Source organism: Virgibacillus sp. AGTR (genome assembly GCF_016919725.2).
Lineage (GTDB): Bacteria > Bacillota > Bacilli > Bacillales > Amphibacillaceae > Virgibacillus > Virgibacillus salarius.
The window spans coordinates 1-24,508 of sequence record NZ_JAJERH010000065.1 but is presented as its reverse complement, the minus strand read 5'-3'; the positions used below and the strand labels follow the sequence as shown (position 1 = coordinate 24,508).

The window sequence follows — 24,508 nt, the reverse complement described above, 5'->3', positions numbered from 1 at the left end:
GCTACTAGAGGAAGCGTAAATCTGAGCATTTAGTGATAAGGACTGAGCGAATTTTGCTCAGGTTTTTTAATAGTCTTGGAAATGAAGGAAACTATAAAATTTGAGCCTGTGGATAAATAGGCGCATGTTGAGCCGCGTCCGAAACCTAGGCAACTTCACGAATTGCCCTAGGAGAAGTCATCATCGGCTCGTAAGCTCACTTTGTTTCCTTTATTTCCGTTGACTCGCTCCATTCGCTACGTTTCTATTCGGGCGTTTGCACTTTTTGTTCTTTTACAGAAAAGAAAAGTATAAATAAGGGAAGAAAATTTAATATATCATAATATTCCGGTTTTTCATATTACTGTATAATTTTTAGCGTACATAATGAAAAAGACTTATCTGCTAGTTAGGATACTTGGATTCGCTAATTCTTTTGAAGCAGTACTAAACTTCCAATTGGTAAAAAGTTCAAATTATTACTTGATTTCATCATTGAGAACAGTTATCATTTAACTTAAATATTGATAATGATAATCATTATCAATTGAATGATTTAGATAACTATTTAGTACAAGAATAGATTGGAAGGAATGAAGTCATGCAATTTACAGGAATAACTGGAAAGGTTGCTGTTGTAACAGGTGCCTGTGGTGGCATGGGTCAGTCCATTGTTGAAGGGCTTTCTGATAATGGTGCTCATGTAGTTGCACTGGATAACAATACAGAAAAACTATTTGCATTTGTAAGTGAGCTAAAGCAAAACGGCCATCACATAACAGCTTTTACACTGGATATTCGTAATTATGAAAAGGTCGCAGAAACAATAGACATGATTGAACGTGAAGTAGGACCAATTGAAATTCTCATTCATGCCGCTGGGGTACTTTTTTTAGATTCTGTCGTTTCGCTTCCTAAATCAAATTGGGATACCACCTTTGAAGTCAACACTAGCGGTGTGTTCCATATTGTCCAAGCCATTACAAGACGAATGATCCCTCGTCAAGCTGGTGCAATTGTCGTAGTTAGTTCAAATGCTGCTCGAATGCCTAGAATGTCGATGGCAGCATATGCAGCTTCAAAAGCAGCTACTACAATGTTTGTCAAATGTTTAGGATTAGAACTAGCCAATTGTAATATCCGCTGCAACATTGTTTCGCCGGGATCAACGAACACCGAGATGCTTAAACAACTGTGGAAGAATGACACAGGAGAACAAGTATCGATAAATGGTACTGCAGAAGAATATCGACTTGGTATTCCGCTAAGAAAAATTGGAGAGCCCGTTGATGTAACAAACACTATTTTATTTCTTATATCTGATATGGCTGGTCATATTACTATGGAAGATATATGTGTAGATGGTGGAGCAACATTAGGGTTGTAAAATTCATCCAAAGGAGGATATAAATTGATAAATACTACTGCTTCTAATCAAAGTAAACAGATAACTTTACTTCAAAATTATCAAAAGGGCGATTTTTTATTAGCATCGCCAAAGCAAATGATCTTGGGTAAAGGAGTTTTTGCAAACGTTCATATGTTAAATAGCCACGGAATAATAGAGCAAATGAAACAGTCGTTGAATCAAGCAAAATTGACTGGTCATGCCAGACCAATTGTGATGGGAGCGATCCCGTTTGATTTTTCCGAGTCACCGAAACTGGTGATTCCGAAAGAGATATCTACTGCTGCTCCATTAGAAGTGAAAAAGCAAGTAGAGTGGAGGAAAGCTTCAAGCTCTACCTTTGAAATAAAGGCAGTTCCTGATCCTGAGGTATATATGGAAGGTGTACGTAAGGGGCTAAAGGCTATTGACACAGATCACATACAAAAAATTGTTTTATCCAGATCATTACATATTACCTCTGCTGAAAGGATAGATACACATCAATTATTAAAAAATCTAGCTTACTCAAATAAAACGGGATACACATTTGCAGTTGATGTATCATTGAATGAGCAGAAAGATACTGAGCCTCGAACATTAATTGGTGCAAGCCCAGAATTGCTTGTATCTAAGACAGGACAAAAAATAGTAGCGAATCCGTTAGCGGGATCACGACCTAGCTGTAAAGATCCGTTGGAGGATGAGCAACAAGCCAAAGAATTATTGGAATCCGCCAAAGATTTACATGAACATGCAGTAGTCGTAGATGCAGTAAAAAAATCGCTTCAGGAATATTGTCTGGAATTACATGTACCTACAACACCTTCAATAATAAAGACAGAAGCAATGTGGCATCTTTCTACGGAAATTAACGGTATTCTAAAAGATCCGCACGTGACTTCCATTGAGTTAGCAATGGCTCTACACCCAACACCAGCTATTTGCGGTTTCCCCACAGAAGCTGCTCGCAATACGATTCAAGAAATTGAACCATTTGATCGTGGATTTTTTACTGGAATGGTAGGATGGTGTGATGAGGCAGGAGATGGAGAATGGATAGTCACCATTCGCTGTGCTGAAATTTGTGGTCGAAACCTTCAGTTATTTGCTGGAGCTGGAATAGTCACTGGTTCAAAGCCAGAAGATGAATTAGCAGAAACGGCAGCTAAGTTTGGCACGATGCTGCAGGGACTAGGCATTTAAGTCCTGAAAAATGAAGGAGGGATTAAATATGGTTCTAGATGGATGTCCAACTTGGCCAGAAGAATATGCTGCATATTATCGAGAGGAAGGATGCTGGGAAGGAAAAACATTTGGAGACCTATTGGCGGAAAATGCCAAAAAATACGAGAATCGAATAGCCATGACTGATGGAGAAGTTGAAGTGTCTTACAGTGAGTTTAATAAAAAAGTGAATCAGCTAGCAGTAGGTTTCCAAAAATTAGGGATACAAAAAGGTGATCGTGTTGTCGTTCAACTGCCTAATCAAATTGCCTTTTTTGATGTCGTTTTTGCGTTGTTTCGGTTAGGCGCAATTCCTGTATATGCGCTTCCAGCCCATCGATATAGCGAAATTCACTATTTTTGTGAATTTGCGGAAGCAAAAGCATATATTATTCCTGACACGTATGGAGGATTTAACTATACATTGTTAGCCAGTGAGGTACAAAAAAGCGTAAATTCACTTGAACATATCATCGTTCATGGTGAGGCAAATAAATACACGTCGCTTTTTGATTTGTATTTACAAGCAGATTTTAAGGAACCTGAAATTAAAGCAAGTGAAATAGCGTTTTTGCAGTTGTCAGGAGGTAGTACAGGGCTGTCCAAATTAATACCGCGTACACATGATGACTATATGTATTCATTGCGCGTGAGTAATCAAATTTGTCGAATAACTAAAAATAGTGTGTATTTGGCTGTGCTACCAATCGCACATAATTTCCCGATGAGTTCTCCAGGTGTGTTAGGAATTTTGTATGCAGGAGGAAAGATAGTTCTTGCTTCTGGATCAAGTCCAGATGAAGCATTTCCGCTGATTCAGAAAGAGCAAGTAACGATTACAGCGCTTGTCCCACCGATAGCATTGATATGGCTAGAAGCGATTAAAAATCGAAGGGATGATTTATCAAGCTTACAGGTTATTCAAGTTGGTGGAGCAAAATTTAGTGCTGAAGTAGCGCAGCGAATACAACCTTCTTTTGGCTGTAAATTACAACAGGTATTTGGAATGGCTGAAGGTCTTGTAAATTATACTCGTTTGGATGATCCGGATGAGATTATTATACACACACAGGGAAAACCAATGTCTCCATATGATGAAATAAAGATTGTAGATGAAGACGATAACCTTGTTGCCACAGGTGAAGTAGGGGAACTATTAACCCGTGGTCCATATACCATATGTGGCTATTATAATGCGCCAGCACATAATCGAAAAGCATTTACCAGTGATGGCTTTTACCGAACCGGTGATTTAGTTAGTGTAAATGAACATGGTTATATTACCGTAGAAGGCCGTGATAAGGATCAAATTAATAGAGGAGGAGAAAATATCGCAGCAGAGGAAGTAGAGAATCATTTGCTGGCACATTCAAATGTATTTGACGTCGCCGTTGTTGCGATGCCGGATAAATTCCTTGGTGAACGATCTTGTGCATTTATTATTCTCCATTCTGCTTCAGATCACCCAGGTGAGTTCAAACAATTTTTAAGGGAAAGGGGTTTGGCAGCATATAAAATACCTGATCGTGTAGAAATCGTTGAAACGTTTCCCAAAACTCCATTCGGTAAGGTCAATAAAAAAACACTACGACAAAAAATTGATCAAAAATTAAAAATATAATTATTACTTGAAAGGAAGTGGATAAGATGGGACTTCCATCTATAACGACATATCCGATGCCGCAATCTTCGGATTTACCAAATAATAAGGTGGACTGGAAGGTTGATCCTAAACGAGCGGTTCTGCTTATACATGATATGCAGCAATATTTTATTAATGCTTATGATTCTAAGCAATCTCCTTTGCCTGAACTAGTGAACAATATTAAGGATCTTAAACAACGCTGTACACAATTAAATATCCCAGTATTCTACACAGCTCAGCCAGGCAATCAAGCTCCAGCTGATCGGGCACTATTACAAGATTTTTGGGGATCTGGATTAAGCGAAAGTATACAGGAAACACAGATTATTAAAGAGCTTACTCCAGTTGAATCGGATACGGTGCTAACTAAATGGCGCTATAGTGCTTTTAAAAAGTCAGATTTATTACGTATTTTACAAGAAAGCGATAAGGATCAAATTATCATTACAGGTGTCTATGCACATATTGGTTGTTTAGTTACTGCTACGGATGCATTTATGGAAGATATTCAATCCTTTTTTGTAGCTGATGCAGTAGCTGATTTTTCAGAGGCAGATCATCAAATGGCCCTACAATATGCTGCGACTCGATGTGGATACTGTCTAACTACAGAAGCTGTTTTACGTGATCTTATCTCACATCAAGATTTAAATCAGGATGACGCGTTTTCGTTTTCAGATATGAAAATACAAATAGCGAATTTGCTCGATATTCATCCTGACGATATTGCCAATAGGGATAATCTACTAGATATAGGACTTGATTCGATTCGGATGATGAGTTTAGTTGAAGAATGGAGACAGCAAGGAATCGAAGTTAACTTTATGAAGTTAGTAGAAAGACCTACACTTCATGATTGGTGGGAAATGATTACTGGGATACCACAAAATACGTAATGTAGTGTCTATGGATAGGAGGTAACAACGTTTATGACTACAATGGAACACAAACGATTTCCTTTAACAGGTGCACAGACAGGGATTTGGTTTGCTCAAAAACTAGATCCGAATAACCCGATTTACAATACTGGAGAATATGTGGATATTATAGGGAATTTGGAAATGAATTATTTTAAACAAGCGATTAGGCAGACCATTGTGGAAGCAGAGAGTTTACATGTCAATATTGAAGAAGATCTCGAAGGACTATCGCAATTCATTCAATTAGAGAGAGGCTTTTCTATTGATTATATTGATGCTCGTGACCAATCCTGTCCTAGTCATTTTGCAAAAAAATGGATGAAAGATGATTTGTCACAGCCCATCGACTTTGCTCAGGATTTATTATTTAAACAGGTTATCTTTCAACTAGATGATAACCGATATTTTTGGTATCAAAAAATCCATCATATTGCTGCAGATGCATTCGGTTTTTCTTTAATTAGTCAACGAGTTGCGTCGTTGTATACATCATTTCTCCAAGGAAAAAAAGGGGATGAGGGTAGTGCATTTGGCTCATTTATAAAGGTTATATCTGAAAACCGAAAATATAGAGAATCGGAGAAATTTCAGGTTGATCGTGACTTCTGGATGAATCATTTTAGTGATCATCCAGAAGTGGTTAGTTTAGCAGATCGTTCAACGAAGCTACCGGCGTATTACATAAGTGATACAACTTACGTAGATAATGCAATCCTTACATCTCTTCATAATAAATCGAAGGAACATAAAGGTAGCTGGCATGAAATAATAATTGCAGCATTAGCTATTTATGTACATCGGATGACTGGTGAAGAAAATGTTATTTTGAGTTTACCGATGATGAACCGTTTTGGAACATCATCTTTACATGTTCCAGCAACTGTGATGAATATACTGCCATTACGGTTATCATTGCAGGCGGATTTATCCTTACATGATCTGATTCAGCAAATTCAGCAAGAAATACGTGTGATACGTAAGCATCAGCATTATAGACATGAGGATTTGCAACGTGATCTCAAATTATTAGGTAGTAACCAACGTTTGATTGGACCCCAGATAAATATAATGCCTTTCGATTATACACTGCGATTTGGAGAAGCGAAAGGAACAACATACAAACTATCAACAGGGCCAGTTGAGGACCTATCGTTGAATATATATGATCAGAAAAATGATTCTGGTTTACGATTTGATTTAGATGCTAATCCCAACGCCTATCATGAAGAGGAGGTGCATTTACATCTACGAAGAATAAAAAAACTTGTCGAAGATATAGCCAATTCCTCAATGAAACAAGCAATTGGTAGGTTTCATCTTTTACTAAAAGAAGAAAGACAACAGGTGCTAGAAGACTGGAATCCAGCCTGTCGTGAAATGGCTGATAAGCCACTGTTAACTCGTTTTGAAGAGCAAGTAAAAACGAATTCAGAACGTATTGCTGTAGAGTTTGGAGAGAAGAAACTTTCTTACGCTGAATTAAATGGCCGTGCAAATCAAATCGCCCATTTGCTTCGTAAGCGAGGTGTAAAGCGGGGGCACTTTGTAGCCATTATGCTACCTCGATCAGACGAAATGCTCATAGCTATTCTTGCAGTATTAAAAAACGGTGCTGCCTATTTACCAATTGATCCGATCTATCCGGAAGATCGAATTACGTATATGCTTGAAGACGCACGACCTGCTTGTGTTATTACGTCAGTCAAAGATCAAATTTCATTGGAGAAAGAGGAAGTAATTGTAGTAAACCTAGATGATAACAACATACAGGAAGAATTAACTTTCTCGAATAACCAAACCTTTCCCTCTCCTATTGTTTCTGGGAGAGAACCGGTTTATATGATCTATACTTCTGGTTCTACAGGCAGGCCGAAAGGAGTCGTTGTAACAAATGAAGGCTTAATTAATTTTCTCGAGTCAATGCAATTGAAATTCAATATCCAAGTTACCGACCGACTCTTAGCAGTAACAACAATTGCATTTGATATTTCTGCTCTAGAATTATTTCTGCCTATTTTAAACGGTGCGACAAGTGTCATTGTGGATAAAGAAACAATTCAAGATGCTGCTAAATTAGCACAAGCAATTGAAGAAAAAAATATTACCATCATGCAGGCTACACCTACTCTCTGGCAAACGCTTGTAACGTATCGCCCCAATGCAATCCAAGGGTTACAAGCGGTGGTTGGTGGCGAAGCATTAGCTGCAAAACTGATGGAGGACTTACTTGCGTTAGACTGTAACATAACGAATTTATATGGACCAACGGAAACGACGATTTGGTCTACTGCTATGCCAATTACAGGCAATGAAGCTAAACCCTTCATTGGCAGACCCATTGAAAATACCAAGGTTTATATTTTGGATGCAGCTTTAAACCCCTTACCTCCCAATGTTCCTGGCGATCTCTATATCGCTGGAAAGGGCTTAGCCAATGGCTATTTAAATCGCCCTGGATTAACTGCAGCAAGATTTATAGCTAATCCTTTCAGCCATTCTGGAGAGAGAATGTATTATACAGGGGATATTGCGAAGTGGCGAAACGATGGAACAATCGATTATATTAGTAGGTCTGACCATCAAGTGAAGCTGCGAGGATTTCGAATTGAACCAGGTGAAATTGAGAATGTACTGATGACACATCCAGATGTGGAACAAGCTGCTGTAGTTGTATTTGCGGACCAATTAAATAATCATCGGCTAGTAGCCTATCTTGTTGCAGATGAATTGTTGGATAAGAATAAAATTCGTGACCATGTACAAGATAAGTTGCCAGATTACATGGAACCATCTGCTTATCTTATCATTCCAAGTCTCCCACTAACCCCTAATGGAAAACTTGATCGCAAAGCACTCCCCGCTCCAGATATGGATCAAGTGGTATCAGATAGGGAGCCTCGGTCGCCGCAAGAAGAAATCGTATGTGATTTATTTGCAAAAGTGTTAGGTGTAAATCGTGTTGGAATTGATGATAATTTCTTTGATCTAGGAGGTCATTCTTTACTTGCTGGGCAGTTAATTAATCATATCCGTCAGATTTTTAACGTGGATATTGGTATTAGTAAACTATTTGCAGCACCAACCGTTGTGAGTTTTGTGGATGAGATTAATGATGGTAAGCTAGCTCGTCCACCGATAAAGAAAATGGAAAAACCAGCCAACATCCCTTTATCATTTGCACAGCAAAGGCTATGGTTTCTTCATCAATTGGAAGGAGCCAGTGCAACTTATAATATTCCAGTTGTTGTTGAATTAACAGGCAATTTAAACATTAATGCCCTAGAACAATCCATCTATGATGTAGTAGATCGACATCAGTCATTACGGACCATTTTTCCAGAGACCGAAGGAAATCCGCTTCAATTAATTTTAAGCATAAAGGAAGCTAACCCTGTCATTCACCGGAGACAAATAGATAAAACGGAGGTGAATGAAGCCATTCATTCTGAAATAACCTATTGTTTTAATCTATCGGAAGAACCTTCGTTTCGTGTAACGCTGTTACAAATCGAGAAGAATCGATTTGTACTTGTTCTCTTAATTCATCATATTGTTGGTGATGGTTGGTCGCTTCGTCCGCTTGTACAGGACCTAGAGAGCGCATATCAACAGCGAAGCAAGGGTGAAGTACCTAATTGGCCTGCGTTGCCGTTGGATTATATAGATTTTGTATTATGGCAAGAAGCTTTATTGGGATCAGAAAATAATCGGACAAGCTTGATGGCAAATCAATTAAACTATTGGAAGCAGGAACTTGCAAATCTGCCAGATCAGTTAGATCTACCAACAGATTATTCACGTCCAGTAGAGTCAACTTATCAAGGCGATAGTTATTATTTTACCATTAATCCTGAACTTCACCACCATCTATTGAAAATTAGTAAACATAACGGTGTGAGTCTTTTTATGGTATTGCAAGGTGGATTTACGGCATTATTAACCCGGCTTGGAGCGGGACAAGATATTCCTTTAGGTACTCCAGTTGCTGGTAGAAATGATGATGCAGTAGAAGAAATTGTTGGTTTATTTATTAATACGATCGTATTACGGACGGATACTTCTGGAAATCCTAGTTTTCGTGAGTTACTACAGAGAATCCGTCATACAAATTTAAATGCTTATGAACATCAGGATGTACCGTTTGAACGATTAGTTGAAGAATTAAATCCAGTGCGATCTCGCTCAAAGCATCCATTATTTCAAATAATGTTTGCTTTACAAAATACACCGAACCCCAGTTTAGATTTACCTGAAGTAGAGAGTGATATAACGGTGAAGAGTGTTGGGGCAGCAAAATTTGACCTAACTGTTGAATTTCAAGAATATAGAAATCAGGAAGGAAATCCAGATGGTGTAAAAGGAATGGTTGAGTATAGTACAGATTTATTTAATCATCAAACCATTGATCATATGTTCCAACGATTTTTGCAATTGCTAGAATCAGCAATAATCGATGTTGATCAACCTATTGGTAAACTAACTATTTTGGGAAGCTGTGAAAAAGAGATGATCTTGTCTGATTGGAGCAGGAAGAAAATGGAAGTAGCAGAAAATATACTTCCAGATTTATTTGAAAAACAGGTGGCGAATTATCCGCATGCAGAAGCTATCGTATGTAACAATACATCATTAACATATGAAGATATCAATCAACAGGCAAACAGGCTTGCTCATCTATTAATAGAAAAGGGTGTAGGGCCGAATCAATTTGTCGCTCTAGCAATGTCAAGATCCATTGATATGATCATTGGTTTACTTGGGATTTTAAAGGCTGGTGCAGGATACGTCCCGCTAGATCCGAACTATCCTAAAGCTCGAATCACTTATATGTATAACAATGCGCAGCCTGTATGTCTCATTACGAATCATCAACATAAAGAGAAATTTATTCATGATGATCCAACGTTTATTATTGTCTTAGATGAAAAGCGTACAACACATCAGTTGAACAAACAGAAAACGTCAAATCCGACAAATAGTGATCGTAATGGTTCGCTGTCTCCTTATCATCCAGCTTATATTATTTATACATCGGGATCGACGGGAAATCCAAAAGGTGTAGTTATTCCACACCAGAATGTTGTTCGATTATTCGGAGCGACGGAGCATTGGTTCCATTTTCATGCGGAAGATGTTTGGACTTTATTCCATTCGTATGCATTTGATTTTTCCGTTTGGGAAATGTGGGGTGCCCTGTTGTATGGTGGAAAGCTAGTCATCGTCCCGCATGAGATCAGTCGCTCACCGGAAGCGTTCTTGAAACTTTTGGTAGATGAAAAGGTTACAGTTCTTAATCAAACGCCTTCTGCATTCTATCAGCTTATTCAGGTAGATAGACAGATGGAAGATGTAAGTCAAGAACTAAACTTGCGGTATGTCATTTTTGGCGGCGAAGCATTAGATCTTCATCGATTAGAAGAATGGTATGAGAGACATGAGGAAAATTATCCACAGTTAATTAATATGTATGGCATTACGGAAACAACTGTTCATGTTTCTTATAAGGAGTTAGATAAAGCAAGTATTGCGTTAAATGCGAATAGTGTCATTGGTCAGGGGATTCCAGATTTAGGAGTATATGTGTTGGATGATTATTTAAACCCTGTTCCCCCTGGTGTAGCAGGAGAACTATATGTATCTGGTGCTGGTATGGCTTTAGGTTATTTAGGTAGACCGGATTTAACCGCAGATCGATTTATAGCTAATCCGTATGGAACTAGCGGCAGTCGCATGTATCGAACTGGCGATCTCGCCTGCTGGAAGCATGATGGTTCCTTAGATTATATCGGTCGTGCCGATCAGCAAGTAAAATTAAGAGGTTTTCGCATCGAATTAGGGGAAATCGAAGCAGTCTTGACTAAGCATCCGGGTATTGATGATGTCGTCGTAATGGTACGGGAAGATCAGCCAGGTGACGAACGACTTGTCGCTTATATTACTTGTAAGGGTGACATGAAGGCAGAGGAAGAAAATTGGAAGGTGTTTGCTGCGAAACAACTTCCTGAGTATATGGTCCCGTCTGCTTATGTAATGATAGAAACTTTCCCGTTAACTCCAAATGGAAAACTAGATAAAAAATCATTACCTGTCCCTGAATATGGTACGAGCAACGCTTATCGAATCCCAAGAACGCCACAAGAAGAAATTCTATGTGACTTATTTGCAGAAATTCTTGATTTACCGCAAGTTGGTATTGATGATGGTTTCTTCGATCTGGGAGGTCACTCCTTATTAGCTGTTCAATTAATGACACGAATAAAGCAGGTGCTTGGTGTAGACTTGAATATTGGTACATTGTTTGCGGCTCCCTCTGTAGCGGGGCTTGCAGATCAACTTTCAGAAGAAGGAGATCATCATGCTTTGGATGTACTATTGCCATTAAGAGAAAGCGGTATTCAGGCTCCGCTCTTCTGTGTGCATCCTGCAGGGGGATTAAGTTGGTGTTATGCAGGATTATTAAATAGTTTAGGAAAAGATTTTCCGATATATGGTATACAAGCCAGGGGGATTGCTGATTCTGGTCAACTTCCTCCTTCTATTGATGATATGGCTAGTGAATATATTCAAGCGATAAAACAAGTTCAACCAAATGGACCATACCAGCTTCTCGGTTGGTCTCTGGGAGGGAATGTGATACATGCGATGGCTACGCAATTACAGGAGCAAGGAGATACTGTATCGTTAGTTGCCATGCTAGATGCGTATCCAAGTCACTTCCTTCCTATAAAGAATACACCGGATGATGAAGAGTCGCTTGTGGCTCTACTAGCGTTAGGAGGATTTGATCCCGAAACTCTTGGTGATGAAGCCTTGAATTTTGAGAATGCACTTAAAATATTACGAAATAACGGTAGTGCACTTGCGAGTCTCGGTGATCAAACGATATTAAACTTAAAAGAAACATATGGAAATTCGGTGCGTATTTTAAGTGAATACAAACCAAAAGCATATTCGGGAGACGTTCTGTTTTTCCGTTCTACGATTATCCCAGAGTGGTTTGATGAAATTTCACCAGAAACGTGGAGGCCATATATTAATGGAGATATGGAAGTGTATGATATTCATTGTCGCCATAAAGATATGTGCCAGCCGGAACCATTAGCAGAAATTGGTGATATTTTATTACAGAATCTCTTACAATTACAAGCCAATGAATAGAAAGGAGAAACACGAAAATGACTAATCCAATGGAAAATCCTAATGGTACCTATGTTGTACTAAAGAATAAGGATGGCCAGTATTCACTTTGGCCTTCCTTTCTCGATATACCGGGTGGTTGGAATGTAATATTTGGCGAAGATAATAGAGACAATTGCATGAACTATATTGAAACAAATTGGAAGGATTTATCCCGCATATAACTGGCAGTAAGCTCCCACTTCAAGCAATGAAGAGCAATATTGGTAAGAGGTGGTTCAACTGCCAGTAAATGTCCGATTGGTTCAGAGGCCTTTAGGTCATACCCTTGTGGTACTAACCATCCGTGGGGATAAACAAAACGCCCACGGAAGGAGTTTCACTCTCACTTTATTACCTTCTTCATTGGCTACAGTGAACAATTAAGACTAGTTTCTTTTGATAGAAATGTAGGAGGGAACGGTAGTGACCAATCTATATGTATGTAAACTCCCTAATAAAAGAAGTCATCAAGAAATTCAATGGTTATTTCCTTATATATCTGTTAGAGTTCAAAATAAAATAAGCAGGTATCGTTTGATCGAGGATATGTATCGTAAGCTGATCGGAGAGCTATTACTGCGTCATCCCTTTAACCGGTGTACTGGGTATAAGCTGCCAGTACAAAAAATAGAGATTACACAATACGGTAAACCATTTTTACCAGCATTTCCTTCCTTTCAGTATAATATTTCCCATTCTGGTGATTGGGTGGCGTTAGCAACACACCATTACCCTGTAGGTGTAGATATAGAAAAAATACAATCTGTTGAAAGTAGCGTAGTTAAGAATCTGTTTTCTCAAAAGGAATATACTGAAATGCTTAAACATGTACGACCGGTACAAGCATTTTATGAGATATGGACTGCTAAAGAGAGCTTTGTAAAGGAAACGGGAAAGGGAGTATTGACACCACTTCACTCTTTTGCTGTCAACAATTTACTAGGCAGTCGAATTCAATTTATCCATACCTCCTCCAAAGCAATAATAGAAGGTTATACATGTCAACAATATAGAGACATTAACGGTTATTCATTAGCCATCTGTACAACCAAGGTAGATGAAAAAGCGTTTGGAGGATTACGTTTTTGTCATTTCAATGACTTATTAAATGATCTGTAACCTATTCAGTTAAACACATTTCAAAGGAGAAGATGTCCATGCGTAAAGCTGAAAATATCGATGAAGTATTACTAGATTTATTATGTGCAAAAGGGCAACTTGTAGCTGAATCACTACGTAATTCGAAGATTTCAGATGTTGATATAAATTCTAAAAATAAAGGTCCTTATACTACGGAAACGATAAAACAGGTTCTTCAAGCACTTTCAGATGAAGAATTTAAAAATACAGAGAAAATGACCAAGGTATACTTACATTCACGTGCATTTCAAGAAGAAAATTCGGTAATTCATGTAGGTAATGAGTTAATCGGTAAGCAACAACCACAATTTATTATTGGTCCCTGCTCCGTAGAGAGCCATGAGCAAGTCTATCGAGTCGCTGAAGAAATGTCTAAAAGAGGTGTTTCTCTTTTACGTGGTGGGGCATTTAAACCGAGAACGTCACCATATGATTTTCAAGGCTTGGGAATCGAAGGGCTGCAAATACTAGCTGAAGTGGCTAGAACGTACAATATGTCAGTCGTTACAGAAATTATGAGCCCGGAAAGTATTGCTGAAGCTTATGATTACGTGGATGTTATACAAATTGGGTCACGAAATATGCATAACTTTGATTTGTTAAAAACGGTAGGAAAGCTTGATAAACCCGTATTGCTTAAGCGGGGATTGTCTGCGACGATACATGAGTTTAAAATGGCCGCAGAATATATTCTAAACGAAGGAAATAAAAATGTCATATTATGTGAACGAGGTATTCGCACATATGAAACAGCGACAAGAAATACCTTTGATATATCAGCAATTCCCATTTTAAAGCAAGAGACACATTTACCGGTATTCGCTGATATTTCACATGCAGCTGGTAGAAAAGATATTTTGCTTCCACAAGCCAAAGCAGCATTTGCAGCTGGTGCGGATGGTATTATGGCAGAGGTTCATCCGAACCCAGCGGTAGCATTATCGGATGCGAAGCAACAAATGGACTTATTAGAATTTGCTCAGTTTATGGACCAGCTTCATCACTTTTTAAATCGTTTTTTTGTATCAACTAGTTTGAAGTAATGGCAGTAGCATACTCTATAAATCTTGTATTCAAGGTGCAGATAGTAGTTTTTCTGGATTACTCATTATTTTCACTCTTTGTCCATATAATGTAACAGTTTGGTTGGATGAGGGTGATGTTTATTGGTGGAACTATTTATTGAGTCAGATAAGGAAGTCATTCGATTTTGTGAAAAGGTGCGGCAATACAATAAAAATATTAATCTGCACTGGAAAACTCATGAAGATTGGGGGAATCATCTGCAGTTTGAGGATCAAATTCCAAACCATATGCTAACAGAGGCAATTGCAAAATCTTTAACAGATGTATTTATTTCTTATCGATTGAGCAACATGATATCAACCGTAATTGAAGAGTTTTATTATTTTACGAGTAAAGATGAGATGGAGGAAATTCTTGAATTAACCAATTGGATTATGTCGGGTGAAGATAAAGATAGCTTACTCGTAAGGAAAAAGGAGGATCCATATCAAGTATTGGAGTCATTGTTTATTGCAAATATAAAGGATACAGCAACCATACATTACGATTCTATTGTAAAGTTCCGATTGAAAGTATTTCGCGATTATGTCATACACTATGTCGGGTTGGCTATTGATGAGTTTAAACGGGAAGAGGATCACCAAGAATTTGTGAATATGTTACGAGAGTACATTGCAAAGCGAGAGTCTATCGTTGATACTGTTCATGTTTTACAAGGGAAATCCTTCTCTTTTTTTAAACAAAATGGAAAACCTTTCTCGAAAATGGAACTTCGAATGCTCATGCAAAAAGAACCTTTATATATTGTTGGGTTGGATGAGGGTGAATTAAATTTGTCTCCGCTTGTGGCAATGGCTCCCAGAAATATATACATCTACGGAGATCATCCGTCTGAACCGAAGACACTTACCGTTATTAATGTATTTCAAGAGAAAGTAATGTTTAAACCATTTCATCATTTTCCATTTCCTTACTATGTTAAGAACGAACAACATTAAGACTTGCTTTTCATTTATACTGAAGCTATAATACAAATTATATAATTATATGTTAAGCTACAGGTAATGATAAGGACATAATTCATTGATATGGTATGGAAAGAGAAGGAAGCCAGTGGCTGAAAGCTTCCAACTTACTAACAATGATTTACCACCTTTGAACCCTGCTATTGAATGAAAAAAAGTAAGTAGCAGCGTATCATCTGCGTTATGGATGTATGAAGCCGTAATATTTATTTTTGATACGGGAAATAGGGTGGAACCACGACGTGACCAACGCTCGTCCCTTTGCTTAGATGCAAAGGGGACGAGCGTTTTTAATTTGAAAAAGGAGTGATAGCAATGACTGAAGAACTAGCATTTATTTTTCCTGATGGAGCAGAAAAATCCTTTCCAGCAGGAACTACAGGTGAGGATATAGCTGCTTCTATTTCATCAGGATTGAAAAAGCAGGCATTGGCAGTAAAACTAGACGGGATTCCATATGACCTAAGACGTGAATTGGACCATGGAGGAAAGATAGAAATTATTACGAATAAGGATGATGAGGGGATTGAAATCATGCGTCATTCGACAGCACATTTAATGGCGCAAGCAATAAAACGTCTGTATACTGATGTCAATTTTGGTGTCGGACCGGTTATCGAAGAAGGATTTTATTACGATATAGATATGGAGCATTCCATTACACCAGATGACCTCCCTAAAATAGAGAAAGAAATGAAGCGGATTGTCGATGAAGCTCTAGAGATTGAACGTATCGAAATTTCTCGTGATGAAGCGAAGAAAATGTTCAAGGATGACCACTTAAAGCAAGAACTCATCGATGCAATACCTGAGCATGAGCAAGTAACGATTTACAAACAAGGCGAATTTTTTGATTTGTGCAGAGGAATTCATGTTCCATCTACAAATAAAATTAAGGCATTTAAGCTACTTAGTATCTCTGGAGCTTATTGGCGTGGTGATAGCAATAATCAACAGCTACAGCGAATTTATGGAACTGCTTTTGCCAAACAAAGTCAAGTCGATGAATATCTTCGTATTTTAGAGGAGCGAAAAGAACGTGACCACAGGAAGCTAGGTAAGGAATTGGATATCTTTACAGTTTCTCAGAAAGTTGGACAGGGTCTACCATTATGGCTTCCTAAAGGCGCAACGATTCGTCGTGTAATTGAACGCTATATTGTTGACTTAGAAGAGCGTCTCGGCTATGACCATGTATATACACCTGTATTAGGAAGTGTAGACTTATACAAAACGAGTGGACACTGGGATCATTATCAAGATGACATGTTCCCAGAAATGAAAATGGATAATGAAGAATTAGTGCTCCGTCCAATGAATTGCCCGCATCATATGATGGTTTATAAAAACCAATTATACAGTTATCGGAATCTGCCTGTACGAATTGCGGAATTAGGGACTATGCATCGCTATGAGATGTCAGGAGCTTTAGCAGGACTTCAACGCGTGCGAGCAATGACACTAAATGATGCCCACATTTTTGCCCGACCTGATCAGTTGAAGGATGAGTTTATTCGTGTTGTAGAGCTTGTCCAAAAAGTGTATGAGGACTTCGGCATAAAGGATTATTATTTCCGTCTTTCCTATCGTGATCCGGAAGACAAAGAAAAATATGTAGATAATGATGCAATGTGGAATAAAGCGCAGGCGATGCTAAAAGAGACAATGGAAGAAATGGAAGTTGATTATGTTGAGGCAGAAGGAGAAGCTGCTTTTTATGGTCCGAAGCTAGACGTGCAAGTAAAAACTGCTTTAGGTAAAGACGAAACACTGTCAACTGTACAGTTGGATTTTCATCTTCCAGAACGATTTGACTTAACGTATATTGGGGAAGATGGTAAAGAACACCGCCCTGTTGTTATTCACCGAGGTGTTGTATCGACAATGGAACGGTTTGTAGCATTTTTAATTGAAGAATATAAAGGGGCATTTCCAACATGGCTTGCACCAGTACAGGTTAAAGTGATTCCTGTTTCACCACGGGCTCATCTAGCGTATGCGAATCAAGTAGCCGATAAATTAAGACTTGACGGTGTACGTGTTACTGTCGATGAACGAGATGAGAAAATTGGCTATAAGATTCGTGAAGCACAAACACAGAAAATACCATTTGCTCTCGTTTTAGGAGATAATGAAGTGAACGAAGATGCGGTTAATGTCCGTCGTTATGGTCAAAAAGAATCGGAAACGCTTAGTTTTGAGACATTTACTAATTTAATAAAGCATGAGATAGCTAATAAAGTAATGAACCGCTAAACGAACAAACATACAGGCCTGAGACATAACGAAAACGTCCTCTTCTATTTGTTGGTTCGACAATAGTTATTATAGTCCGATAGTATAGACTTCTGGGAGAACATGGCTGCATAAGCACCGTGCTCCAATAGATTCCGTGTTAGCTAAGGCATTTTCAACATTAATTGGGCTTTTGTTTTAACTTCGTATTTTTCCTATCTCCATTTATTAAGTCAAATAGCCTATTCCTATTGATTTTGAAAGAGGAATAGGCTGTTTTATATGAAATTGGAGATATAGTGGGATGTAATAGTAAGAGGAAAAAACAAAAAGAAATAGAACTACTATATAAAGAGAAGAATTGATCTGTAGCAACCTGCTTATATGTGTAGAAATAGAGACGATAAATCTCCGAATAAGTGAATAGGGGAGAGGACATGAGTGAAATTAATTAACCAAATTGCTGTTGGCAATACAGCTGAAGTTTATTTATTGGACAATAAAATTGTCAAGCTATTTCATAAGAACATACCGAAAGAAACATCTGAGTACGAAGCAACGAAACAACGTATTGCTTTATCATGTGGGCTTCATGTTCCAACCGTATTGGATGTAACAATCATTGATGGAAGACAAGCGATAATAATGGAATATATAAAGGGTAGTACGCTAGGGGAATTACTGGAAAAGGATAATAGTCTGTTGGTTGATTACATTTCCATTTCGGTTGATATTCAACAAAACATACATGCTGTCATTGCAGATTCAATGGAAACAATGTCTGTAAAGTTACAGCGACAAATTGAATCAACTGATTATTTAACGGACAATCAAAAGTTAAGGCTAATCCAAAAAATGAAATCAATCTCCTATGAACCTAAGCTTTGTCATGGAGATTACCATTTATTTAATCTGGTTAGCACAGCTAGTAACGTAACTATTTTAGATTGGGTTGACGCTAGTTCGGGGGATATCCGTGCCGATGTATATCGTACGTATCTTCTTTATTCACAACTCTCAATGGAATTAGCAGATACGTATGTATCTTGTTATTGTGAAAAGAGTGGATTATCCATCGACGAAATTTTTCAATGGGCTCCTATCATTGCTGGTGCAAGACTATCAGAGAAAGTTTCTTCTGAAAATAATGAGCGACTTATTGCAATCGTGAACCAGTATTGTCCATGAATCGATTACACCAAGAATAGGGAATGAAGTGTGTAATGAAATTGAATGGAGTGGTCGCTAATATGAAATTCACTTATTTTTGCGCGTTGCTGGGCAACTGTAGCAAATGAATGTTATGATAAAATTAATAGAGTTAGTACACAAAGGAGAAGGTTAAAAGAAAATGGATAACGGCTTCTTTACAAAAGTTTATCAGTTAGTAGAAAAAATTCCAAAAGGACAAGTAGCTACTTACTCGCAAATCGCTCGAATTTTAGAGCAACCTCATAATGCAAGGGTAGTAGGATGGGCCATGAATAAGGCACCTCAAGGACTACCATGTCATAGAGTTGTAAAGAAATCTGGAGAATTAGCCCCTAATTTTCTCAATCAAAGGACATTGCTTGAACAAGAGGGAGTTGCCTTTGATAAAAAAGGACGAGTAGTATTAACTAGCTGTAATTGGAATTTCTAATACGATGATATAAATTTCTTATTGATCTTTTTTGACAGTTTCTTTTATTTGTGTTACTATAATTAAGTTGAAAATAATTGAATGATCTGAGACAAGTAGAAGCACCCGCTTCTCACCTGATTGACGCCTGTTGGTAGTTGACTGGTTCCGACTCTTATATAAACGATTGGAGACGTGTGGGTGCATATATGCCCGCACTTTTTTCATGATGAAATTGACTTGTCGATAATGATCACAGCGTTAAACTTTTTTGGAGGTGGATGATAATTAGCAAAGATATGAATGTCAATGAAAAAATTCGTGCAAGAGAAGTACGGTTAATTGATTCAAATGGAGATCAGCTTGGCGTGAAATCTCGTCATGAGGCATTAGAGATAGCGCAAACGAGAAATCTTGATCTAGTGCTTGTTGCTCCAAATGCAAAACCGCCAGTATGTCGTATTATGGACTATGGGAAATACCGCTTTGAGCAACAGAAAAAAGAAAAAGAAGCACGTAAAAAGCAGAAAGTAATTAATGTCAAAGAAGTTCGCTTTACGCCTGGAATTGGTGACCATGATTTTGAAACGAAGCTAAAAAATGCTCGTAAATTTTTAGAAAAAGGCGATAAAGTAAAGGCTGCTGTTCGTTTTCGTGGACGTGCAATTACACACAAAGAGCTCGGCAGGGAAGTTTTAGATCGATTTGCTGAAGAAGTAAAAGATATTGCGACTATTGAGACGAAGCCAAAGATGGAAGGTCGTAATATGTTTATGATGCTTGCACCAGTGAACGAAAAGTAAATATACAGTTAAGAAGAAACTGTCAAATCAACAAAGCTGATGTTATAAGGAGGAAATCAACATGCCAAAAATGAAAACCCATAAAGGTTCTCAAAAACGCTTTAAGAAAACAGGTACTGGAAAACTAAAACGTGCACATGCTTACACAAGCCATATGTTCGCACATAAGTCTCAAAAACAAAAACGTAAACTACGTAAAAGTGCTACAGTATCTGCTGGTGATTTCAAACGAATTAAAACAATGCTTCCATATAAATAAGCATTACTATGTCAACTATTGATTTTTAAACTTTATTTTGATTTGTATTAGGAGGGAATTATTATGCCACGTGTAAAAGGTGGAACAGTAACGCGTAAACGTCGTAAACGCGTCCTTAAACTAGCTAAAGGTTATTATGGTTCGAAGAGAACGTTATTTAAAACAGCAAAACAACAAGTAATGAAGTCTGGTCAATATGCTTATCGTGACCGTAAACAGAAAAAACGTGAATTCCGTAAGCTTTGGATTTCTCGTATTAATGCAGCAGCTCGTCTAAATGATATGTCTTACAGCAAGCTAATGCATGGTTTGAAAGTTGCTGGAATCGATATTAATCGTAAAATGCTTTCTGACCTAGCTGTACATGATGAAAAAGCATTCTCTCAACTTGTAACAAAGGCGAAAGAAGCTTTAAAATAAATCGAAAAGAATCCATCTAAGGTATGGATTAGTAATAAGTATTAGGAAAAGACCAAATACTGCAATAATCGCAGAATTTTGGTCTTTTTTTTAAAATGAAAATTGAAAGTTGGTTGAGGGAATTGGCAAGTTTTATACCATATTTAATAGGTGTTAATGCAATTACTTTTTTGTTTATGGGATTGGATAAGCAAAAGGCAAAACAGCAAAAATATCGGATTCCGGAACGTACATTTTGGCTGCTTGCGCTTATAGGTGGATCGATAGGCGCTTGGCTGGGGATGCAGTCGTTCCGTCACAAAACAAAACATCGATCTTTTGTTATTGGCATACCAGCTCTATTCCTAGCCCAAGTAGTAATAATAATTAGCTATTCCTTCCTCTAGATGTCATAAAGGCTCGTCTCTTGTCATATACATGTACTAATGCGCGTCCTAGCGTTTATAATAGCACAGCATGAGGAGGAGGCGGGTTATGGAGGGCTTCGGAAATTATTTAATGGCTGTTATGGAGACAGGGGGGTTATTTGCTCCTTTATTGTTTATTAGTTTTCATTTATTAAGGCCCTTATTTTTTCTTCCAGTAGTTTTTATTTGCATCTCAGGCGGAATTCTTTTTGGAGCGGTAGCAGGTACATTATATTCCTTAATTGGGATCACCTTATCCAGTATTTTATTTTATTTCATTGTAAATAAAATGCCAAAATCAATAAAGAAATTTATGAAGTTAAAATCAAAAATAGTTGGCCAACGATCCGCATTTACAACTTCACAAATCGCACTACTACGACTAATTCCATTTATACACTTTCATTTACTATCATTATGTCTATTAGAGGTATCAGCTGGATTTAAAGATTACACGAAATCATCCTTATTATCTAACATTCCATTGGCATTCGTATATACTTCCATTGGCCAATGGATTTCGAATTTAACTCCTCTTTATATCTTCGTGTTTCTAGTTGTATTGCTACCATTTCTTTATTTACTGCGTAGAAAGGAAATTATAATTAAATGGCAAGAATTCTTCCCTGTCCATACAAAAGAAAGTATATGATTCATGATTAGCGGCACACACGATGAATAAATGATGTGTGCCGTTTAATCCATTATAAATAACTTATTGATTGGATGTTTCCACTCAATATCTGCATATGGGTAACGAATTAATATCTCTTTTTCTAAGAAATATAAATCATCTCTTGTCAATCCTCGTAACTCTAAAGAGTCTTTAACTGTTACGTGAATATTAACAACCTCAAATGCATCTTCTGTTGTTCCTACGTACTTCTCTCCTTCAAACAAGCAGCCTTTATATACGAATTGAACATTCTTTTTACTGTTATTTGGTTCATCCAAAAAATAAAACTTATGCTCAGCTTTTGCAATAAGAAGTCGTCGTTGAGGATTTCTATAGTATTGTACCCACGTATATATGAGTAGTGCAAGTGCAATAAAGATAAGAATGCGAAATAAAATTACGATCATACAACCGTCTCCCTGATTATTATTACCCTATTATACGTACTATACTGTTCGTAGGTTTCACTATTTTTATGGATTCATGATACAATCGTAAAAAAGAGAAAAGAGGGGACAAATTGAATTGGAAAGAATTATACAATATGCAAACAGAATTAGATAGTTATATCGAAAAAAACAATAACATTAAGAAAGAAGAGGTATTTAAAGATAAGGTTTTAGCACTACTAGTTGAACTAGGAGAGTTAGCAAATGAAACTAGATGTTTTAAGTTTTGGAGTAATAAACCTAGAAGTGAAAAATCAGTAATTTTGGAAGAATATGTAGATGGTATTCATTTTATCTTGTCTTTAGGTATAACGAAAGGGTACTACTATCAAGGAGAGGCTCTCCCCAGTGTAGATGAAACGGAGACAGAATTATTCTTACGTATGTTTACAGTCTGTGATGCATTCTACCGAGATCAAAATGAATATACATATGATCAACTATGGAGAACGTACTTACAGTTAGGTAGTGCACTAGGTTTTTCTGAAAAAGATGTTAAGTATGCATATTTAGAAAAAAATAAGGTAAATTATACCCGGCAGCATGAAGGCTACTAGGACTAATGACGATCAAATATTTTGTACTTTCTGCCAATGAAGGTATAATAAATATATATCAAGTTATGAGGTGATGTACATATGGCAAAACAAGATGAAACATTAACGATGCTAAAGGAACTTACGGATGCAAAGGGTATCCCAGGAAATGAAAAAGAACCAAGAAAGATTATGAAAAATTACATTTCTCCATATGCGGATGAAGTTTTCTATGATAACCTAGGAAGCCTAATTGCTCAGAAAACAGGTGAGGAGAATGGACCTAAGATCATGGTTGCCGGTCATTTAGATGAAGTAGGGTTTATGGTAACTCGAATTGACGATAATGGTTTTATTTATTTCCAAACAGCTGGTGGCTGGTGGAGTCAAGTTATGCTTGCACAGCGTGTTACAATTATGGGGAGTAAAGGTGATGTTACGGGAGTTATAGGTTCCAAGCCTCCACATATTCTTTCAGCTGATGCTCGTAAAAAGCCAGTAGAAATTAAGGACATGTTTATAGATATTGGTGCATCTAGTAAAAAAGAAGCAGAAGATTTTGGTGTGAAGCCTGGAGATTCGATCGTACCATATTTCGAATTTACACCTTTAAAAAATGAGAAGTTGTTGTTGGCTAAAGCATGGGACAACCGTATCGGCTGTGCGATTGCAATTGAAGTGCTAAAGCAACTGAAGGATTCAGAACACCCGAATATTGTTTATGGAGTTGGTACTACTCAAGAGGAAGTTGGGCTTCGTGGTGCAAAAACAGCTGCTCATGCCATTGAACCAGATATCGGCTTTGGAGTTGATGTAGGAATTGCTGGAGACACTCCTGGCGTCTCTGATCATGATGCTGATAGTAAATTAGGAAAGGGACCACAAATTGTATTATATGATGCGTCTATGGTATCCCATAAGGGTGTGCGAGACTTTGTTGTGGAAACGGCTGAAGAAAACAATATCCCTTACCAATTTACATCTATGGCAGGAGGAGGAACAGATTCAGGTTCTATCCACTTAACCGCCAATGGTGTACCTTCTTTATCCATTACAGTAGCTACTCGTTATATTCATACGCATGCTGGAATTTTGCATCGTGATGACTTTGAAAACACTGTAAAATTAATTGTAGAGACAATTAAGAAGCTAGATAGAGACAAGGTTAATGAATTAATTTTTGATTAAGAACAAAAGCGAATGTGCTTGATTTCTGGGTACTAGAGCTGGAAGCAGCACAACACGCCCAGATCATTCCACAGGCTCAAATTTTATAATTTCCTAAACTATGAAAAAGAAGCTGAGACAAAAGAATGAAATAACAATAAAAAACGAACGATAATTAGTTAAAATTAATTATCGTTCGTTTTTTGATTGGAATCATTCATTTAGCACCTGAAATAAGCGAGACTCCGGCGTGAACAGCACGAGCCCGAAGATCCACTTGGTAACGGGTAACGTATTTTTCTTTACCAAGTTAGCTGAGGCCGTGCCCCATAGCCGTCAAGCTAATAAAAAAGAAGTATGGTGCAATGAAAATATAAACATATTTTTCCAGTTTAATCCGTATTCTT

General features: G+C 37.6%; 20 protein-coding genes and 1 other annotated feature. Of the genes, 19 read left to right on the top strand and 1 reads right to left on the bottom strand.

Annotated elements, in window-relative coordinates:
- Positions 1 to 580 precede the first annotated feature (580 nt).
- The 17 genes from JUJ52_RS18150 (at position 581) to JUJ52_RS18070 (ending at position 21,925) form a co-directional block, all read left to right on the top strand.
- On the top strand, positions 581 to 1,366 hold the full coding sequence (locus JUJ52_RS18150; protein ID WP_205388699.1) for a 2,3-dihydro-2,3-dihydroxybenzoate dehydrogenase: 786 nt from the start codon (positions 581 to 583) through the stop codon (positions 1,364 to 1,366).
- A gap of 24 nt (positions 1,367 to 1,390) precedes the next feature.
- Entirely contained in the window at positions 1,391 to 2,572 is a 1,182-nt protein-coding gene (dhbC, locus tag JUJ52_RS18145) for an isochorismate synthase DhbC (RefSeq protein ID WP_205388698.1), read from the top strand.
- A gap of 28 nt (positions 2,573 to 2,600) precedes the next feature.
- Complete coding sequence (locus JUJ52_RS18140) at positions 2,601 to 4,214, top strand: (2,3-dihydroxybenzoyl)adenylate synthase (RefSeq protein WP_205388697.1); 1,614 nt, start codon at positions 2,601 to 2,603, stop codon at positions 4,212 to 4,214.
- Positions 4,215 to 4,240: 26 nt separating this feature from the next.
- Positions 4,241 to 5,134 carry an isochorismatase gene (locus tag JUJ52_RS18135; RefSeq protein ID WP_026683090.1) on the top strand — a complete coding sequence of 298 codons (894 nt, stop codon included), beginning with the start codon at positions 4,241 to 4,243 and terminating at the stop codon, positions 5,132 to 5,134.
- 33 nt (positions 5,135 to 5,167) lie between these two features.
- Entirely contained in the window at positions 5,168 to 12,316 is a 7,149-nt protein-coding gene (locus JUJ52_RS18130) for an amino acid adenylation domain-containing protein (protein ID WP_205388696.1), read from the top strand.
- A 17-nt stretch (positions 12,317 to 12,333) separates the two neighbouring features.
- A complete protein-coding gene (locus JUJ52_RS18125; RefSeq protein WP_026683088.1) occupies positions 12,334 to 12,519 on the top strand; it encodes an MbtH family protein in 186 nt (61 codons plus the stop codon).
- A gap of 241 nt (positions 12,520 to 12,760) precedes the next feature.
- Complete coding sequence (locus JUJ52_RS18120; protein ID WP_205388695.1) at positions 12,761 to 13,456, top strand: 4'-phosphopantetheinyl transferase family protein; 696 nt, start codon at positions 12,761 to 12,763, stop codon at positions 13,454 to 13,456.
- Between the two features lie 32 nt (positions 13,457 to 13,488).
- Positions 13,489 to 14,520 carry a bifunctional 3-deoxy-7-phosphoheptulonate synthase/chorismate mutase gene (locus JUJ52_RS18115; protein ID WP_034679931.1) on the top strand — a complete coding sequence of 344 codons (1,032 nt, stop codon included), beginning with the start codon at positions 13,489 to 13,491 and terminating at the stop codon, positions 14,518 to 14,520.
- Between the two features lie 126 nt (positions 14,521 to 14,646).
- Entirely contained in the window at positions 14,647 to 15,501 is an 855-nt protein-coding gene (gene ytxC / locus JUJ52_RS18110; RefSeq protein WP_226983661.1) for a sporulation protein YtxC, read from the top strand.
- 342 nt (positions 15,502 to 15,843) lie between these two features.
- Entirely contained in the window at positions 15,844 to 17,784 is a 1,941-nt protein-coding gene (gene thrS, locus JUJ52_RS18105) for a threonine--tRNA ligase (protein ID WP_121605464.1), read from the top strand.
- A 420-nt stretch (positions 17,785 to 18,204) separates the two neighbouring features.
- A complete protein-coding gene (locus JUJ52_RS18100) occupies positions 18,205 to 18,951 on the top strand; it encodes a phosphotransferase family protein (RefSeq protein WP_121605463.1) in 747 nt (248 codons plus the stop codon).
- 163 nt (positions 18,952 to 19,114) lie between these two features.
- On the top strand, positions 19,115 to 19,405 hold the full coding sequence (locus JUJ52_RS18095) for an MGMT family protein (RefSeq protein WP_026683084.1): 291 nt from the start codon (positions 19,115 to 19,117) through the stop codon (positions 19,403 to 19,405).
- Between the two features lie 87 nt (positions 19,406 to 19,492).
- Positions 19,493 to 19,615, top strand: a sequence feature (ribosomal protein L20 leader region).
- A gap of 68 nt (positions 19,616 to 19,683) precedes the next feature.
- Entirely contained in the window at positions 19,684 to 20,187 is a 504-nt protein-coding gene (gene infC / locus JUJ52_RS18090) for a translation initiation factor IF-3 (protein WP_026683083.1), read from the top strand.
- Positions 20,188 to 20,248: 61 nt separating this feature from the next.
- Entirely contained in the window at positions 20,249 to 20,446 is a 198-nt protein-coding gene (rpmI, locus tag JUJ52_RS18085) for a 50S ribosomal protein L35 (RefSeq protein ID WP_026683082.1), read from the top strand.
- A gap of 63 nt (positions 20,447 to 20,509) precedes the next feature.
- Positions 20,510 to 20,866: a 50S ribosomal protein L20 gene (rplT, locus tag JUJ52_RS18080; RefSeq protein WP_026683081.1), complete on the top strand. Its 357-nt coding sequence runs from the start codon at positions 20,510 to 20,512 to the stop codon at positions 20,864 to 20,866.
- A 95-nt stretch (positions 20,867 to 20,961) separates the two neighbouring features.
- Positions 20,962 to 21,252 carry a DUF1294 domain-containing protein gene (locus tag JUJ52_RS18075; RefSeq protein WP_200862598.1) on the top strand — a complete coding sequence of 97 codons (291 nt, stop codon included), beginning with the start codon at positions 20,962 to 20,964 and terminating at the stop codon, positions 21,250 to 21,252.
- Between the two features lie 88 nt (positions 21,253 to 21,340).
- Positions 21,341 to 21,925, top strand: coding sequence for a TVP38/TMEM64 family protein (locus JUJ52_RS18070; protein WP_026683079.1), 585 nt, complete (start codon positions 21,341 to 21,343; stop codon positions 21,923 to 21,925).
- 44 nt (positions 21,926 to 21,969) lie between these two features.
- Here the strand turns inward: JUJ52_RS18070 and JUJ52_RS18065 are convergent, their stop codons facing one another.
- Complete coding sequence (locus JUJ52_RS18065) at positions 21,970 to 22,356, bottom strand: hypothetical protein (RefSeq protein WP_026683078.1); 387 nt, start codon at positions 22,354 to 22,356, stop codon at positions 21,970 to 21,972.
- Positions 22,357 to 22,469: 113 nt separating this feature from the next.
- Here JUJ52_RS18065 and JUJ52_RS18060 point away from each other — a divergent pair, with 113 nt between their 5' ends.
- Together JUJ52_RS18060 and JUJ52_RS18055 are read left to right on the top strand one after the other, a co-directional pair.
- Positions 22,470 to 22,955 carry a dUTP diphosphatase gene (locus tag JUJ52_RS18060; RefSeq protein WP_121605462.1) on the top strand — a complete coding sequence of 162 codons (486 nt, stop codon included), beginning with the start codon at positions 22,470 to 22,472 and terminating at the stop codon, positions 22,953 to 22,955.
- A gap of 81 nt (positions 22,956 to 23,036) precedes the next feature.
- Complete coding sequence (locus JUJ52_RS18055; protein WP_205388694.1) at positions 23,037 to 24,122, top strand: M42 family metallopeptidase; 1,086 nt, start codon at positions 23,037 to 23,039, stop codon at positions 24,120 to 24,122.
- Positions 24,123 to 24,508: the final 386 nt, after the last annotated feature.